This is a genomic window from Demequina litoralis (genome assembly GCF_030418455.1).
Taxonomy (GTDB): Bacteria; Actinomycetota; Actinomycetes; order Actinomycetales; family Demequinaceae; genus Demequina; species Demequina litoralis.
Map to the genome: position 1 here is coordinate 48,673 of NZ_JAUHPW010000004.1, position 16,351 is coordinate 65,023.

16 protein-coding genes are annotated in these 16,351 nt (G+C 69.3%); 8 read left to right on the plus strand and 8 right to left on the minus strand.

Annotated elements, in window-relative coordinates:
• Nucleotides 1–27: 27 nt before the first annotated feature.
• From QQX09_RS06150 to QQX09_RS06170, 5 genes are all read left to right on the plus strand, one after another.
• Nucleotides 28–1,395 carry an arsenate reductase/protein-tyrosine-phosphatase family protein gene (locus tag QQX09_RS06150; RefSeq protein WP_301132248.1) on the plus strand — a complete coding sequence of 456 codons (1,368 nt, stop codon included), beginning with the start codon at nt 28–30 and terminating at the stop codon, nt 1,393–1,395.
• Nucleotides 1,392–1,685, plus strand: coding sequence for a hypothetical protein (locus tag QQX09_RS06155; protein ID WP_301132252.1), 294 nt, complete (start codon nt 1,392–1,394; stop codon nt 1,683–1,685). The genes QQX09_RS06150 and QQX09_RS06155 overlap by 4 nt, the downstream gene beginning before the upstream one ends.
• Nucleotides 1,682–2,641: a hypothetical protein gene (locus QQX09_RS06160; RefSeq protein ID WP_301132259.1), complete on the plus strand. Its 960-nt coding sequence runs from the start codon at nt 1,682–1,684 to the stop codon at nt 2,639–2,641. The genes QQX09_RS06155 and QQX09_RS06160 overlap by 4 nt, the downstream gene beginning before the upstream one ends.
• A complete protein-coding gene (locus tag QQX09_RS06165; RefSeq protein ID WP_301132265.1) occupies nt 2,638–2,916 on the plus strand; it encodes a PqqD family protein in 279 nt (92 codons plus the stop codon). The genes QQX09_RS06160 and QQX09_RS06165 overlap by 4 nt, the downstream gene beginning before the upstream one ends.
• A gap of 345 nt (nt 2,917–3,261) precedes the next feature.
• Nucleotides 3,262–3,810 (plus strand): hypothetical protein, encoded by a 549-nt coding sequence (locus QQX09_RS06170; protein WP_301132269.1) that lies wholly within the window; start codon nt 3,262–3,264, stop codon nt 3,808–3,810.
• Between the two features lie 297 nt (nt 3,811–4,107).
• Here QQX09_RS06170 and rfbA read toward each other — a convergent pair whose 3' ends face one another.
• From rfbA to QQX09_RS06185, 3 genes are read right to left on the minus strand one after another with little or no spacing between them, the layout of a single operon-like run.
• Entirely contained in the window at nt 4,108–4,968 is an 861-nt protein-coding gene (gene rfbA, locus QQX09_RS06175) for a glucose-1-phosphate thymidylyltransferase RfbA (RefSeq protein ID WP_301132288.1), read from the minus strand.
• A 34-nt stretch (nt 4,969–5,002) separates the two neighbouring features.
• Nucleotides 5,003–5,995, minus strand: coding sequence for a dTDP-glucose 4,6-dehydratase (rfbB, locus tag QQX09_RS06180; protein ID WP_301132296.1), 993 nt, complete (start codon nt 5,993–5,995; stop codon nt 5,003–5,005).
• Nucleotides 5,992–6,603 carry a dTDP-4-dehydrorhamnose 3,5-epimerase family protein gene (locus tag QQX09_RS06185; RefSeq protein ID WP_301132304.1) on the minus strand — a complete coding sequence of 204 codons (612 nt, stop codon included), beginning with the start codon at nt 6,601–6,603 and terminating at the stop codon, nt 5,992–5,994. The genes rfbB and QQX09_RS06185 overlap by 4 nt, the downstream gene beginning before the upstream one ends.
• Nucleotides 6,604–6,665: 62 nt before the next feature.
• Between QQX09_RS06185 and rfbD the strand changes: the two genes are divergently transcribed.
• Nucleotides 6,666–7,532 carry a dTDP-4-dehydrorhamnose reductase gene (rfbD, locus tag QQX09_RS06190; protein WP_301132309.1) on the plus strand — a complete coding sequence of 289 codons (867 nt, stop codon included), beginning with the start codon at nt 6,666–6,668 and terminating at the stop codon, nt 7,530–7,532.
• Nucleotides 7,533–8,058: 526 nt separating this feature from the next.
• Nucleotides 8,059–8,601, plus strand: a complete 543-nt coding sequence (locus tag QQX09_RS06195) for a hypothetical protein (RefSeq protein ID WP_301132315.1) — start codon at nt 8,059–8,061, stop codon at nt 8,599–8,601.
• A gap of 4 nt (nt 8,602–8,605) precedes the next feature.
• On the opposite strand, the gene metX (QQX09_RS06200) is transcribed toward QQX09_RS06195, so the two are convergent.
• The 5 genes from metX (QQX09_RS06200) to QQX09_RS06220 form a co-directional block, all read right to left on the minus strand.
• Nucleotides 8,606–9,829, minus strand: coding sequence for a homoserine O-acetyltransferase MetX (gene metX / locus QQX09_RS06200; RefSeq protein ID WP_301132322.1), 1,224 nt, complete (start codon nt 9,827–9,829; stop codon nt 8,606–8,608).
• Nucleotides 9,826–11,202: a bifunctional o-acetylhomoserine/o-acetylserine sulfhydrylase gene (locus QQX09_RS06205; protein ID WP_301132331.1), complete on the minus strand. Its 1,377-nt coding sequence runs from the start codon at nt 11,200–11,202 to the stop codon at nt 9,826–9,828. The genes metX (QQX09_RS06200) and QQX09_RS06205 overlap by 4 nt, the downstream gene beginning before the upstream one ends.
• Nucleotides 11,203–11,510: 308 nt before the next feature.
• A complete protein-coding gene (locus QQX09_RS06210; RefSeq protein ID WP_301132338.1) occupies nt 11,511–12,530 on the minus strand; it encodes an acyltransferase family protein in 1,020 nt (339 codons plus the stop codon).
• Nucleotides 12,531–12,648: 118 nt separating this feature from the next.
• Nucleotides 12,649–13,845, minus strand: a complete 1,197-nt coding sequence (gene metX / locus QQX09_RS06215; RefSeq protein WP_301132351.1) for a homoserine O-acetyltransferase MetX — start codon at nt 13,843–13,845, stop codon at nt 12,649–12,651.
• Between the two features lie 68 nt (nt 13,846–13,913).
• Nucleotides 13,914–14,657, minus strand: coding sequence for an SGNH/GDSL hydrolase family protein (locus QQX09_RS06220; RefSeq protein ID WP_301132367.1), 744 nt, complete (start codon nt 14,655–14,657; stop codon nt 13,914–13,916).
• Nucleotides 14,658–14,893: 236 nt separating this feature from the next.
• On the opposite strand from QQX09_RS06220, the gene QQX09_RS06225 reads away from it, so the two are divergent.
• Complete coding sequence (locus QQX09_RS06225; RefSeq protein WP_301132376.1) at nt 14,894–16,309, plus strand: C40 family peptidase; 1,416 nt, start codon at nt 14,894–14,896, stop codon at nt 16,307–16,309.
• Nucleotides 16,310–16,351: the final 42 nt, after the last annotated feature.

Here is a 16,351-nt window from a genome sequence, read left to right on the forward strand (position 1 = left end):
CCCTGCGAGTCGGACGCCGCGTTCCGCGTGCTGATCGTCGACGCCACCAACACCGGCCGCTCGGCGGCGGGGGAGCGGCTCCTGCGCAAGCACCTGTGGGCACGCGGCGTAGGCCGCGACCGCATACGCATCACGTCGGCCGGGCTGAACGCCGACGACGGTGTCGCAATGCAGGATCTCGCGCGCGAGGTGATCCAGGCGCACGGCGGCAGCGCGCAGGGTTTCGCCGCGCGCTCCCTCAGCGAGGCGATGGTCGAGGCGACGGACCTCTTCGTCGTCGGCACCGGCTACGAGCGTGATGAGTTGGTGCGTCGCCACCCCCGCACCCTGGGCCGCTCGTTCACCATGTCGGAAGTGGCTCGCCTCTACGAGGGGCTCGGCCTCGCCTCGCCACTGCACGAGCATCCCACCGTGCTCGAGCGGCTCCGCACCGGACGCGACGTGCCCACCGACTGGGACCTGCCGCCGTGGGAGTCGCTCGAGGAGCGAGCGCACGCCGTGGGTGCCCGGATTAACGAGGCCGCCGATCGGATCGCTGACATCTGGGCCGCGACGGCGCCCACGTCGTCTGCACCCGTGGCGCCGCCTGGGGGCGGTGAGGGGGCCTTCCTGGTCGACGCTTTCGGCGTGACCGTCGCAGTGCATTGCGAGGGAGCGGGCGGCGACGCGTTGTCCGACGCGGGGCGGCGTGCCTGGAGCCGCTGCCTCGTCGAGCGCGGCGACGCGGACGTGCGGGTCGACGTCATGGTCGGTCCTGATCCCGAAGTGCTAACTGCAGCGCGCGCCCGGGGTGTGCTCGCCTATCCCGACGTCGACCGTGCACTGCACCATCTCTCGCCGGCCATCACGGTGCGCGCGATCGAGCAGCGTGTCGGTTCGCTCGTGATGCTCCACGCCGCAGGGCTCGCCTCGCCCACGGGTGACGTCGTGGGCTTTGTCGCACCGTCCGGAACCGGCAAGACGACGATCGCGCGCACGCTCGGCGCGCACTACGCGTATGTCACCGACGAGACCCTCGCGGTCGACGTCGGACGCACGGTGCTTCCGTACCCGAAGCCGCTCTCGGTGCTCGAATCCGCCGGACCGATGAAGGATCAGTGGGGGCCCGAATCGCTCGACCTCCTCCCGCCACCGCCGGGACGGCTGCGGCTGGCACGGCTCGCTCTGGTCGAACGCGTACAGGATGCGCCGTCCTTGCCGGTGGTCGAGGAGCTGCCGCTACTGCACGGACTCGCGTTCCTCGCCGAGCAGGTGTCGTACCTGTCCCGCCTGCCGCTGCAGCTCCACACGCTCGCGGACCTGGTCGAGTCCATTGGTGGCCTCGTGCGGATCCGCTACCGCGAGGCGCGCGACCTGCTCCCGCTCATGCCGTCGCTCTTCGAGGGGGCGCGATGAGCGACGCCTACCGCCTTCGGGACGATGCGGTGGTCCGGTCCTCGTGGGACGACGCACTCGAGCGCGGCGGTGAGATGCTCGTGCTCGCAGGCAACGACGTCACGTTGCTCTCGCCCCTTGCGGCGGAGGCAGTCCTGGCGGCGCGACATGGGATCACTGTGGTGGCGCTGGCCGAGCGGTTGGTGTGTGCCTTCGGTGAGCCGGAGGGTGGGGACGCCGGAGACATGGCGCGCGAGGTCGTGCTCGCGCTCGTGCCGCGCGGCGTGATGACGTTGGAGTCGGCAGAGTGACTGACAGCGCGCCGTTTGCCCTGGTGGAAGCAGTGCCGCTCGCGCATGCGCTCGCGATCGGCGTCGCGCGTCGGGAAGCTGTGCGCGCGCTCGTGGTGAAGGGACCGAGTGCGTCGCTGCACGGGCTCCGTCCCGAACGGCTGAGCGCCGACGCAGACGTGCTGATCTCACCCGACGGCTTCGCGGCATATATCGGGGCGCTCGGACGATGTGGGTGGCATGAGCGCCCGATTGGTGATGCGCCCGGTCCGAAGGCGTCGCATTCGATCGCCTTGATCCACGACGGCTGGCCGTGCGACATCGATGCGCACGTGCAGTTCCCGGGGTTCCTCGCTCCGGTCCAAGCGGTATTCGACGAACTCTGGTCGCGCCGCGAGCCGTTGATACTCGCCGGACTCGAGGTCGACACGGTCGACCGCGCGGGCGCGTTCCTGGTGGCCGCGCTTCACGCGCTGCGCACGCCCGCGCAGACCGCGCGGCACGAGGCAGAGGTGCGTGGTCTCGTCAGCCGGGTGATCCCCGCGTTGGACGCGGCCGCGCGCGCAGATATTGTCGCGCTCGCGATCGCCACAGGCGCTATCGACACCGCGCGGCCGGTACTTGCGCGGCTCGGTACGTCGCTCCCCGCGCCGATGCCGCACGGGCGCGATGCCGCCCTCGACGCGTGGCGAGCGCGCGTGGGAGGGCGAGGCGAGATGCTCGCGCAGTGGCTCCCGATAGTGTCTCGCGCGCGATGGCGTGACCGGCCCGGACTGGTGGCGCGGATGATCTGGCCGACCGACGCATCGTTCCGCAAGTCCCACCCCGAGACGCCTCTCGGGCGGGCGGCGTCCGTGCGCGGTCGATTGGTGCGGGTTGGTCGCGGATTCCGCGCGACGCCGCGGGTCCTGTGGGGCCGCATTCTCGCGCGGAGCGGCGTGACCGACGGTTCGTTGCTGAACGAGGATCCGCGATGAGCGAGAACCTCGCCCGGGCCGACGGGCTCGCGGAGATCGTCCGCGACGATGTCGCTGTTGTACTCAATCTGCGGCATCTGGCGGAACAGCAGGCGCCGCACCTGTTCAGGGGCTCGTCGTTCGAGATCTGGACGCGGGTCGACGGTACGCGCACCGTGGAGAAGATCGCGGACGAGCTCGCGGAGGCCTACGAAGCGCCCCGCGACGTCGTCGCTGTCGACGTGAAGGCATTCGTCGCGCAGCTGGTGGAGCTGGGCCTTGTGCTGGAGGGGTGAACCTCGCCGCGCGGCACCTTGGCAGCCCGGGTTGTGCTCGGCAGCCTTCCAATGAACCGATGAGCGTCCGGGGGGACTCATGCGGAAGAGACGGCACCGTTCCTATACGCCGATGGGGCACCGCAACTGGCTGTTGCGTGAACACAGCGGGATTCCCGGCTCGGCGATCATCGCTTCGCTCGCGCTCGTGGGGGCGATGCTCGGCTACGCCGTGATGCACGCCTCGTGAGTCGCGACGTCGCGATTTCGTGCGTCGAGAACCGCAGTCACGTGTGCATTCTGCCGTTATTCTCTACGACGTGAGTGCTCGTTGAGGGACGAGTATGCCGATCTTGAGGGGTAATGATGGCAATCGAGTCGACGAACACAAGCGACAGCGCAGGAATCTCGCGCCGTCGATTGGTGCAGGGTGCCGCGTGGGCGACGCCGGCGATCCTTATCGCCACGGCGGCGCCGGCCGGGGCGAACGGCTCGGGGCAGTTTGCCCCTACCGTTTCCGCCGTTAGCGCGACCTATGCCGCGAGCGGCGGGCTGACGGTTCAGCGTGCCGACGACGCGAGTGCCTACGCGGTCGACTCCCTCGAGATTCAGATCGAAACAAACAAGGTGCCTGACCCGGACAAGAAGTTCGAGTACTTCCCGGTGGCGGGCGAGGACACGAGCGATGACTGGTCGACGCAGATCGAAAACAACGTCGAAGGCAAGGGTAATGCCAAGCATTCTGCGAACGCGCTAGTCTCGATGAAGCTCACTGGATCGCTCAACGACGGTGGCGCGTCAGCCCTCACCTGGGCATTCACCAACCTCGGCACGATCACGAAGGTGACCTTGCGAGCGACCTGGGGTCCGAGCAACACCGTGATCGGTCCGCTGACGCTCTACCCGTCGGCCTAGAATCGTTTGCGGCGGTGACCGCTAGTTGTGAGGTGCTCGTCAGGCGGGTCAACGCGAGGCAACAGCGGTTGGGATTCCGTCTCTCGTTCACGGACTCCCGCGCGTTTCCCGCCTCCACGAGCATTCGGCACAGCGCGTCGTCTGACTAGGAGGCTCTAGCGTGCTCGCACGCTTGGGGCCGTCCACGAGTGGCGTCGCCCGCCTCGCTGTGCAAGCTCGCCTCGACGGGCCGAGGGGTCCTATGCCGGCGCCCATGACCCAGGCTCGGAGAGAACGTCGTCGACCGCTGCAAAGAGGTCAGTCCAGCAAGCTCGCGAGATACGTGCCGTAGCCGGACTTCGCGTACTTGACGGCTGCAGACCGCAGGCCGTCGTCGGTGAGGAAGCCGCGACGCCACGCGACCTCCTCCGGGGAGCCGATGCTCAGCCCCTGGCGGTGCTGCACGGTGTGGACGAATTCCGCCGCCTCGAGGAGCGAGTCGAAGGTGCCGGTGTCGAGCCAGGCGGTGCCGCGGGGCAATACCTCGACCTGGAGCTTGCCGCGCTCGAGGTAGACCTTGTTGACGTCGGTGATCTCGTACTCGCCCCTTGCGGAGGGCGCGAGGTTGCGCGCGATTTCGACCACGTCGTTGTCGTAGAAGTAGAGCCCGGGCACGGCGTAGTTGGATCGCGGGGCTGTCGGCTTCTCCTCGAACGAGATCGCTTTGCCCGCCTCGTCGAACTCGACCACGCCGTATGCGGTCGGATCAGAGACCTGGAACGCGAAGACCGAGCCGCCATCGATTTCGGCGAAACGCGAAAGCTGCTTGCCAAGGCCTGCACCGTAGAAGATGTTGTCGCCCAGCACGAGCGCGACGGAGTCGTCGCCGATGAAGTCCGCGCCCAGCACGAACGCCTGCGCGAGTCCGTTCGGCTCGGCCTGCGCGGTGTATGAGATCGAGATGCCGAACTGCGAGCCGTCGCCCAGTAGGCGCTCAAACGCCTCGGCGTCGTGCGGGGTCGTGATCACGAGCACGTCGTCGATCCCCGCGAGGATCAGCGTCGACAGCGGGTAGTAGACCATCGGCTTGTCGTAGACCGGCACCAGCTGCTTGCTGACGCCGAGCGTGATGGGGTGAAGTCGGGTGCCGGAGCCTCCGGCGAGGATGATGCCCTTCATCGCTGTCCTGCCCTCTCTCGTCTCTTCGCGTGCGTCAGCGCCCGAGGCGCTGGTACTTGAGCTCCGTCTCGAGCTTCTGAGCCCGCCACCATGCCTCGTTCTCGTGGTACCAATCGACGGTCGCGGCGAGGCCGGAACGGAAGTCGCCGTACATCGGCTCCCAGCCCAGCTCCTCGCGCAGCTTCGTCGCATCGATCGCGTAGCGGAGGTCGTGACCCGGGCGGTCGGCGACGTGCTCGTAGTCGGTAGGCTCGTGCCCCATCAGCTCGAGGATTGTCTCCACGACGGTCTTGTTGTCGACCTCGCCGTCGGCACCGATGAGGTACGTCTCGCCGGATCGGCCGCCCTCAAGGATGGCCCACACGGCGCGGTTGTGGTCGTCGACGTGGATCCAATCGCGGACGTTGAGCCCGGCGCCGTAGAGCTTCGGCTTCACGCCGTCGATCAGGTTGGTGATCTGGCGCGGGATGAATTTCTCGACGTGCTGCGCAGGCCCGTAGTTGTTCGAGCAGTTCGAGATAGTCGCCTCGAGGCCGAATGAGCGCACCCACGCGCGGACGAGCAGGTCCGAACCGGCCTTGGTCGACGAGTACGGGGACGAGGGGTTGTACGGCGTCTCCGGCGTGAACTTCGCGGGGTCATCGAGTTCCAGGTCACCGTAGACCTCGTCGGTCGAGACGTGATGGAAGCGCGTCTGGCGGCGGCGGGCGGCCTCGATGAGGTAGTAGGTGCCGAGAAGGTTTGTGTGGACGAACGGCCAGGGGTCGTCGAGCGAGTTGTCGTTGTGCGACTCCGCGGCGAAGTGCACCACCGCGTCCGCCTCCGCCACGAGCGTGTCGACCATCTCCGGATCGGCGATGTCGCCCTTGACGAGCGTCACCCGGGGGTCGTCCGGCAGGGACGCCGAGTTCCCCGCGTACGTGAGCAGGTCCAACACGGTCACGGTGACGTCGGGGCGCGTGTCGAGGGTGAGGCGCACAAAGTTGGCGCCGATGAACCCGGCACCGCCGGTGACAAGCAGCTTCACAGCGAGGAGATCCAATTGGTGGTGGACGCGAAGTCGGGGAGTAGGCCACGCTCGGCAGCGTCGGCAAGGCTCGGCGCGGCTTGGTCCTTCACGGAGAGTTCGTAGGTGAGCGGGCTCCCGTCGCGCGCAGTGGTCGGCCATGCGATGCCGATTGCGGGGTCGAGCGGGCTCACCTCGTGCTCGCGCTCTGGCGAATAGGGCGTGGAGCACAGATACATCACGGTCGAGCCGTCCTCGAGGGACAGGAATGCGTGGCCGAGGCCCTCGGAGATGTAGATCGCCTTGCGGTCGACGTCATCGAGGAGCACCGAGTCCCATTGGCCATAGGTGGGGGAGCCGACGCGGACGTCCACCACCACGTCGAGCACCGCGCCCTTCGCGCACGTCACGTACTTGGCCTGACCGGGCGGGACGTCGGCGTAATGGATCCCGCGAAGCACACCTGCGGCCGAGACCGAGCAGTTGGCCTGGGCAAGCGTGAAGTCGTGTCCCGACGCGCCTGCGAAGAGCGCTCCCTTGAACCACTCGAGGAACACGCCTCGGTCATCTCCGAAGTGCCGGGTGTTGATCTCCCACGCTCCGGGCACTCTCAACTCTCTATATTCCACTTTCCCCCCTCAGGGCGCCGACTGCCCCCGACATGGTACTAGGCGCCTTACACTTCATGACCATGCGTATCGACGGACAGGTCTGGGTTGTCACGGGAGCACACGGGATGCTGGGACGTGATCTCGCCGAGGTAGTCGCCGAGCACGGGGCAACTGTTCTTGGGATTGATCGTGCAGATGCGGACATCACGGACCTCTCGTCTCTCAAGGTTGCTGTGCCCGAATGCGATGTGATCGTCAACTGCGCGGCGTACACGGCGGTCGACCACGCGGAAACGGACGAGGAAATCGCGCTCGCCATCAACGGGCTCGGCGCGGGCAACGTCGCCGCGGTCGCGGCAGCGCGCGGGTCGCGTCTCGTTCACGTCTCCACCGACTACGTGTTCGCGGGCGATGCCTCGGAGCCCTACGCCGAGGACGCGTCGCGCGCGCCGCTGTCGGCCTATGGCCGGACCAAGGCCGCGGGCGAAGAGGCAGTTGAGGCGAGCAGTGCTGATGCGCTTATCGTTCGCACAGCGTGGCTCTACGGCGCCCACGGCGTCTGTTTCCCCAAGACCATTGCGAAGGCCGGCGCCGAGCGAGGTGCGCTCACGGTGGTAGATGACCAGATCGGTCAGCCGACGTGGACGCGCGACCTGGCGGCCTTCATCGTTGCGCTGCTCGAGGTCGATGCACCCCGAGGGATCTACCACGGGACCTCCAGCGGAGCCGGGTCGTGGTGCGACTTTGCGCGTGAGATCGTCACGGTGGCGGGCCTCGGTGACATCGTGTCCCCGACGGACTCGACCGCGTTCGTGCGGCCGGCGCCGCGTCCGGCCTGGTCCGTGCTTGGTCATGATGCATCCACCGCGGCGGGGGTCGCCCCCATCGGGGATTGGCGCGAGCGCTGGGCCCTGGCAGCGCCCGCAGTTCTTGCGCCGCACGACTGAACTAGCGGGTCGCTTCTGAGGTTGCCCACGCTGTCGCAGCGAATGCATCAGTATCCGGCGTCAAGATTCGCTCCTCCGTCGCTGCGACAAAGATGAACGACGGCGTGCTCGGGATCGGCGCGAGCGATGCGTCGATCGTGTCAGGCTACGGCGTGGGCAGGACCGCGGCGACGCCCGCGACCGGCGTTGACAATGGTGTGCGCTGATTCGACGACACGGACCCGACCACGCTCTCCTCCGTTTCAGCAACGACCGCGATTCGGATCTCCATCGTCGCGGCCAGTGCTACAGCTCACGTGACGGCCACATTCGATGCCTCCGGCACGACGCCCGGAAGTTCTGTCTCCGCCGCCCAGGCGACCCGCTCGGTGTGACCTGAACGACGGCCTGCGCATGACGCGCGGAAGTCATGGGCGCCGTGAGTGGCGCCCGATATTCGTACTCTTCCTAGGATGACGCCGTAATCTGACCTTCCGCGGTGCTCGCTGAGGGGCGCCGCCCCGTTGAGGAAGACAGGTCACCCCCCATGACCCTCGAGAACTCCGCCACGACTTCTGGTTCCCTCTCGCGCCGGCGCATCATTCAGGGTGCCGCGTGGGTGACGCCTGCGATCCTGATCGCGACCGCGTCGCCGCCGGCGGCCGCGAGCGTCACGGACGTGCCGGAAGTCACGCTCGACCTTGTCGCGTCCAAGGCAGCGAACGACGGGGTGAGCGCCAAGGTCGCGGTCGCAATCGGCGCCGGACCTGCGATGTCCTACCTCGAAACGGGCTTCACCGTCACGGTCGCCGTGCCCCGCGGATCGGCGACGCTCATCTCAGCCACCGCGCCTACCGGAGATTGGATCCTCCCGCGGGTTCCGGGCAAAAACGCGAAGTTGGTCAACGTCGTGTACTCCGGGCCGCGCATGAACGCGGGTTCAGGAGCGTCCACCTCGTTCACGCTTGTCTGGCAGAGCGCGCTTAGCAACGGCAAGCGCAAGGTCAGCGCAGCGCTCCTCGGGAACTCGGGCGCCGGGACGGGCACTGTCTCGCTCGCGGCCGAGAAGACGATGCCCGCCCGGGTCTAGTTCTCTATCGCGTCGCCATACGCGCCTCAACCTTCGCGAGCACCCCGCGCACCGCATCGTCCAGCCCGGATCCCTCGACGAGGAAGCCGTCGTGCCCCACGTCCGAGTGCAGCAGGGTCACGCCCTCGCAGCGGGGGAGCGCGGAGGCGAGGCGCTCCGAGTCCGACAACGGATATAACCGGTCCGAGTCGATCGCGACCAACAGCGCCTCACCTTCGTACCGCGACAGCGCCGCCTCGACCCCGCCGCGGCCGCGGCCCACGTCGTGGGTGTTGATCGCGTGCAGCATCCGCAGGTACGTGTTCGCGTCGAAGCGCCGCGCGAGCTTGTCCGCATGGTGGTCGAGGTAGGACTCGACCGCGAAGATCCCCTCCGGGCGCAGCACGTCGCCGTCCTGGGCGTCGCGGTCGAAGCGCGCGTTGAGCTCCGGCCCCGACCGGTACGTGGTGTGCGCGATCGCGCGCGCGATCCCCAGGCCCGTGTGCGGGCCCTCGCCCGGCGCGGCGTCGTAGTAGTCGCCGTCCCGGAAGTGCGGGTCCAAGCGAATGGCGGCGCCCTGGGTCGCGTGCCACGCGATCTGGTCCGCGGTGGTCGCAGCGGTCGACCCGATCGCGCCGATCGCCCGCACCCGCTCGGGGAACGACGCAGCCCACTCGACCGCGCGCATCCCGCCCATCGACGGACCGATCACCAGCGCCCACGCGTCGATGCCCAGGTGGTCCGCGAGGCGCGCCTCCGCCACCACCATGTCGTGCAGCGTCACATATGGGAACTGCGAGCCCCACGGGTGCCCGTCCTCGGGGTGCGGGTGCGCGGGCCCGGTGGTGCCCTGGCAGCCGCCGAGCACGTTCGCGCTCACCACGAAGTACCGGTCCGTGTCGATCGGCTTCCCGGGCCCGACCAGTCCGTTCCACCAGCCGCCCGTGAGATGGCCGTCGCCCGCCTCGCCCACCACGTGGCTGTCGCCCGTGAACGCGTGCGCGACGTAGATCGCGTTGCTCGCGTCCGCGTTGAGCTCGCCCCACGTCTCGTACGCGAGCGTGACGTCGATGCCGCCGCGCGGGTCCGCCTCGAGCGGCAGCCACCCCAGGTCGACGAACCGCCGGCTGCCCGGGTGGTCGCCCGGGCGCCAGGCGGACGATGCGGGGATAGGGCCGAGCGTCTGTCTCTCCTGGGCACGGGTCGGGTGGGCGCCCGCGTCCCACGCGGTCTCGACGTGGTCGGTCATGCCGGGACCGCCTGCGCGTGCGCCGCATCGTCCCTGGCAGCATCGTCCCGCGCGACCACGGCCGCCGCGGCCTCGAAGCCGGTGCCGAGGTCGCCGAGGATGTCGTCGATGTGCTCGATGCCCACCGCGAGCCGGACGAGGCCGGGCGTGACGCCGGCGTCGCGCTGCTGCTCGGGGGTCAGCTGCGAGTGCGTGGTGGTGGCGGGGTGGATCGCGAGCGAGCGGACGTCGCCGATGTTCGCCACCAGGCTGTGGAGCTCGAGCGCGTCGACGAAGGCCTGGCCTGCCTCCCGGCCGCCCTCGATCTCGAACGCGAGAACCGCGCCGCCGCCGCGGGGCGCGTACTTGCGCTGCAGGTGGTTCCAAGGGCTGGTGCTGAGGCCGCTGTAGGCGACGGACTCGACCTGCGGGTGGCCTTCGAGGAAGTCGGCGACCTGCTCGGCGTTCTCGACGTGGCGCTCGACCCGGAGGCTGAGCGTCTCGATGCCCTGCGCGATGAGGAACGCGTTGAACGGGCCGATGGCGGCGCCGGTGTCGCGCAGGAGCTGCACGCGCGCCTTGAGGATGAAGGACAGGTTCGCGCCGAACGGGCTCCCGACCCCCAGGTCGCGTGCGTAGACGAGGCCGTTGTAGCTCGGGTCGGGGGTGTTGTAGTTCGGGAAGCGGTCGGGGTGCTGGGCGTAGTCGAAGCTGCCGCCGTCGACGATGACGCCGCCGATCGCCGTGCCGTGGCCGCCCAGGTACTTGGTGGCGGAGTGGGTGACGATGTCCGCGCCCCACTTCAGCGGGTTGATCAGGTAGGGCGACGCGACCGTGTTGTCGACGATGAGCGGGACGCCGGCCTCGTGCGCGACCGCGGCGACGGCCTCGATGTCGAGGAGGTCCTGCTTGGGGTTGGAGATCGACTCGCCGAAGAACGCCTTGGTGTTGGGGCGGACGGCGTCGCGCCACGCCTCGGGGTCGTCGGGGTCGGTCACAAAGGTCACGGTGATGCCGTACTTCGGCAGCGTGTGCCGGAACAGGTTGTACGTGCCGCCATAAAGCGACGGCGAGGCGACGATGTGGTCGCCGGCCTCGGCGGTGTTCTGGATCGCGAGGGTGTTGGCCGCGGAGCCGCTGCTCACCAGGAGGGCGCCGACGCCGCCCTCGAGCGCCGCGATGCGGTTCTCGACGGCCTCGGTGGTGGGGTTGCCCAGGCGCGTGTAGATGGGGCCGAGCTCGCCGAGCGCGAAGCGGGCGGCCGCCTGGTTAGTGTCCTCGAAGACGAAAGACGTGGTCTGGTAGATGGGGAGGGCGCGGGCGCCAGTCTCGGCGTCGGGGGTCTGGCCTGCGTGAATCTGCTTGGTCTCGAAGGCCCAGTCGTTCGTGGTCATGGTGGCTCCTGTGGGGTGTCTGCGTGATCAGTGGGGGCTGATCCGCATCCCCGGGTCAGGTGTCACCGGCCGTCGGGCGTGCAAGCGCGCCGAGACCCGCAACCCACAGGGATGCGGTGCGACACGTGGGAGTGGGCCCGTGGAGGGTGTGGCCTGCGGTCACTTCCCCGTCTCAGCGGGGGAGTTCGCGGCCGGCGCCCTCACGGGCGCACGCCGAACGTGCGCTGGTCAGCGGCACATTCGACGGAACATGGGAGCGACTGTAGGGGCAGGCGCGCGGGATGCGCAAGCCCGCCGCCGCATCGTCCCTACGCCGCGGGGGCTGCCGGCGCCGCTGCGACGGCCTTGGGCTTGCGGGCCCTCTCGCCGATGATCACGCGGCCGACCGCGAACTTCCGCAGTACCAGGACGCCGAGGATCGGCCCGAAGATGCCAGCGATCGACAGCACGATGATGCTCGGCACCAGGGCGGTGACCCCCGCCACTTGCAGCGCGCCCGAGGTTGCCATGATGGCGAACGGGTGCATGAGGAAGATGCCGTACGAGTAGCTGCCGATCCATGCGAGGAAGTTGTTCTTCAGTCCGAAGGCGATGAAGGCGAGCGGGAACGCGATGCCGAGCACGATGCCGAGCGGGTCCTGACGCTGGCTGTCCGCGACCGCCCACACACCGTTGACGGCGAGCTGCGTGTACGCGAAGGCGACCACGGTGATGCCCGTGACGATCCACGCGCCGGTCGGCCCGATGTCCTTCCACCCGAATCGGGTGGCGGCGAGACCGGCGACGAAGAAGAGGCCCAGGTAGGCGGCGCTGGTGAACTGCAGGAACGCGGTGGTGTCCTGCAGGTTGAACAGCAGGTTCGCGGCCAGCAGCACTCCGAAGAGGATGCCCACGCGTGTCTTGGTCTCGAGCAGCTGGCGCGAGTCGAGCAGCGCGATGACCGCGTAGACCCAGAACGTCGCCAGCAGGAACCAGTACGGAGTGAGCGAGTAGAGCAGCCAGTTCCACGGGTCGGCCGCGCGGGCGCTGTCGCCGAGCACGAGCTGGAAGACGCCCATGGCGAGCACGAAGATCACGTACGGCACCAGCAGGCGGCGCACCTTCTTGCTCATGTAGGTGCCGTAGCCCGCGGCGCTGGTGAGCGGGCGCCAGGCGTAGACCACGCCCGACAGGAAAGCGAACAGCGGCATGCGGATGTAGATGAACGTATCCGCATACCACTCGAGCGAGTCCGACTGCCCCCACCGATTGTGAGCGACATGCAACGTCACCAACAGGATGCAGGCGATGCCCCTCAGCGAATCGACGACCTTGTCACGTCCCCCCATGGCACGCCCCCTCCGTCGTGTCGTGGCCCCTTCAGCACGCTAACCCCGAATCGCGGCACATGTCACGCAAAAGTCCACAATTCGGACGATACGTGCGCCTCTGTTCCGTGCGTGAGGGTTAGAGGGAGCGCTCGAACTCGTCCATGAAGGCGATCATCTGCGCCGCCTCGACGAGGAAGCCGTCGTGACCCACGGGGGAGTGGACCACCTTGATGCCGTTGGATCCGCTGAGCGCCGCATCGAGGCGCTGCGAGTTCTGCATGGGGTAGAGGCGGTCCGAGTCGATCGCGATGACGAGCGCCGGATCCGTGTAGCGCGCGAGGGCGGTCTCGACGCCGCCGCGGCCGCGGCCCACGTCGTGCGACTGGATCGCCTGCGCGAGGCGCACGTAGGTGTTGGCGTCGAAGCGGCGCGCGAGCTTTCGGGCGTGGTGCTCGAGGTACGACTGCACGGCGAAGAGGCCGCCGCGGCCCAGCGGGTCCGATTCGCCCTGGTAGTTGCGGTCGAACCTCTCGTTGAGCTCGCCGGCGCTGCGGTACGTGGTGTGCGCGATCATGCGGGCGATGCCCATGCCCACGTGCGGGCCGTCGCCGTCGGCGGCGTCGTAGTAGTCGCCGCCGCGATACCTGGGGTCGGACTGGATGGCGGCGACCTGGGCGGTCGACCAGGCGATCTGGTCCGCGGTGGTGGCGCCCGTCGAGCCGACGGGTGCGATCGCGCCCACCCGCTCGGGTGCCATGACCGTCCACTCGAGGGCGCGCATGCCGCCCATGCTCGGCCCGGTCATGAGGCGCCAGCGGTCGATCTCGAGGTGGTCCATGAGCGCGATCTCCGCGCGGGCCATGTCGCGCATCGTCACGTACGGGAAGCGCGAGCCCCACGGCCTGCCGTCCTCGGGGTGCGGGCTTGCCGGGCCGGTCGAGCCCTGGCAGCCGCCGACGACGTTCGCGCAGACGATGAAGTGCTTGTCGGGGTCGATCGGCTTGCCGTGGCCGACCATCGCGTTCCACCAGCCGCCGGTGTGGTGGCCGGGCTCGGCCGGGCCGAAGACGTGGCTGTCGCCCGTGAGCGCGTGCGCGACATAGACGGCGTTGTCCTTCGTGGGGGAGAGGGTGCCCCAGGTCTCGTAGGCGAGGACGACGTCGGGGAGGGTGCCGAGGGGGTCGGCTTCGAGAGGTAGGTCACCCAGCGCGAAGAAGAGGCGGCGGCCCGGGTGCTCGCCCTCCCGCCACGCGGCGCTCGCGGGGATGGGCGCGCCGGGGCCGGGGCCCTGGTCCGCGGCGAGCGCGTCGGTCTCGATGCCGTCGTCATCCATGGCGCTCAGCGTATTGGACGGGACGATGCGCGAGGGGCCGGGTGGCTCGGGGCGGGTGCGCGCTGCGGCTAGTCCGCGTACTCGCGCAGGATCGCGCTGAAGTGGCCCGCGAGGTAAGTCTGGCCGGCGTCGTTCGGGTGGATCCCGTCGTCGCCGATGAGGCCCGCGCGGCCGTCGAACCAGCCGGACTCGATGGGGTCGATGAAGACGACACGGGCCTCCATCGCGGCGGCCGCGACGGCGTCGCGCACCTCGATCAGCTCGTCCGGCACGGGCCATTCGGGCGACGCGGGCCCGACGACGACGATGTTCGCTCCCGGAGCCTTCACCTCCGCGATGTCGACGGCTTCTGCTGCGGCGGCGGTGACGTCCTCTGGGCTGGCGCCGACGTCGTTGATGGAGCCGAAGAACAGGACGAGGTCGGACTCCGGATCCACCTCGGCGGCGCGGGTGACGTAGGTCGACGGCTCGCCGTCCTGCTGCGCGGGTGTCACGTATCCGCTGCCGCCGACGTGGAAGGTGGTGATCGCGTAGTCGTCACCGAGCAGCGCGGGCCAGCGCGCCTCGCGGCCGGAGTCCATGTTCGAGCCCCCGGTGTAGGAGTCGCCGACCACGGAGACCACCGGAGGGATCGCCGGCGGGGGTGGAGTCCAGGTGCGTACCGGCGTGGGTTGACGGTCGTGCCAGACCCACGCGCCGGCGCCCGCGATGGCGAGGAGGATCAGGACGATGAAGCCCCACATGGGCATCCCGCCCCACTCGCGGGTCAGCCACGGCTGCCGCGTGTTGCGGACGCGCACGCGTGTGTCCATTTTGTCCCCATTCCCCCCGAGGTCAATGTACCGAGGACCGGGGCGTTCGGGGCCGGGAATCTCGCTCAAGGCGCCCGCTCCGCCCGCCGATATCCCGTACGGGTCCCCTGCGTCGCCGCTCGGCTCGCGCTCGCGCGCGTGAGAGATACGGCACAGGGGGCTTCACGTATGAACGGCGCCCGCCTAGTATCGGTGCGGACGTGACTCGTGTGACAGATGTGACAAGGGTGGTGAAGGTGACGGCTGGGTTCAAGCGGGTGCTCGCGCTCGCGGCGATGTTCGCGCTGGCGAGCGTCGTCGTCGTGGCCGGGCCCACGCATCGTGCCCTCGCCGAGGACTACCCCGGCCAGGCCGAGATCGACGAGGCCCGCAAGGCCGCCAACGACCTCGCCGCCGGCATCGACGAGCTCGACAACGCGATCGTCGCCCTCGGCGAGGCCCGCGAGAAGGCCACCGCCAACGCGCTGCTCGCCGGCGAGGACTACATCCAGGCCCAGGAGGCCTCGGACGCCGCGCAGGACACCCTCGAGGCCGCGAACAAGCGCGCCCGCCAGGCCGAGAAGGAGCTCGCCGAGGCCCGCGAGAACCTCGCGTCCGTCGCCCAGGCCGCCTACCGCGACTCCGGCTCGATGAGCCAGATCGGCGCGGTCGTGGGCGCCGACACCGTCGACGAGGTCATCGCCCGCTCCGAGGCCTTCGCCCGCGGCTCCGACGAGGCCGACATGTGGGTCCAGCGCGTCAAGGCCGCCGAGCTCGTCGCCTCGACGATGCGCTCGTACGCGGACGATGCGGCGACCGAGGCCGCGGAGGCCGCCGCCGAGGCGCAGGCCAAGTACGCGGAGGCGCAGGACGCGCAGGCGCACGCGGAGGAGGCCGTCGCGATCGCGAACGAGACCCGCGCCGACGCCGTCACCCGCCTCGCCGAGCTCCGCGGGGTCACGATCGCCCTCGAGGAGGAGCGCCAGGCAGGGCTCGAGGCCGAGCGCCAGGCCGCCGCGCAGGCCGAGGCCGAGGCCCGCCAGAAGGCCGCCGAGGAGGCCGCGAAGGCCGAGGAGGAGGCGTCGCGCCCGCGGCCGACCTCGACGCCGACCAAGACCTCCACGCCGAAGCCGAGCGCGACCAAGACGTCGACGCCCAAGCCGACGGCCACCAAGACCTCCGAGCCGGAGGAGACGAAGACCTCCGAGCCCGAGCCCACGACCACCACGTCGACCCCGAAGCCGACCACCACCTCGACCCCCAAGCCCGAGCAGCCCGGCACCAGCTGGAACTCGACCGCGGCACAGGGCAAGAAGGCGGCGGAGTACTCGCAGACGCTCATCGGCGCGGAGTACCTGCTGGGCGGCTCGGGCCCCAAGTACGACTGCTCGGGCGTCACGTCGGTGTCGTGGCTCGAGGCGGGGCAGTGGATCACGCGCTCGTCGCGCACCCAGTACCAGGCGACCACGCACCTGTCCTACTCGCAGATCCGCGAGGGCGACCTCGTCTTCTACGCGACCGACACCTCGGACCCGTCGACGATCTACCACGTGGCGATCTACATCGGGAACGGCCAGGTCATGGAGGCGGTCAACTACTCCAAGCCCGCCGGCGTCCGCGGCCTCTACGCGTGGATGACGTCGAACATGATGCCGTTCATCGGCCGCCCCTGAGGCGGCGGCACCCGGGTCGCCCGCCGGCGCGCGTCGTGTTCT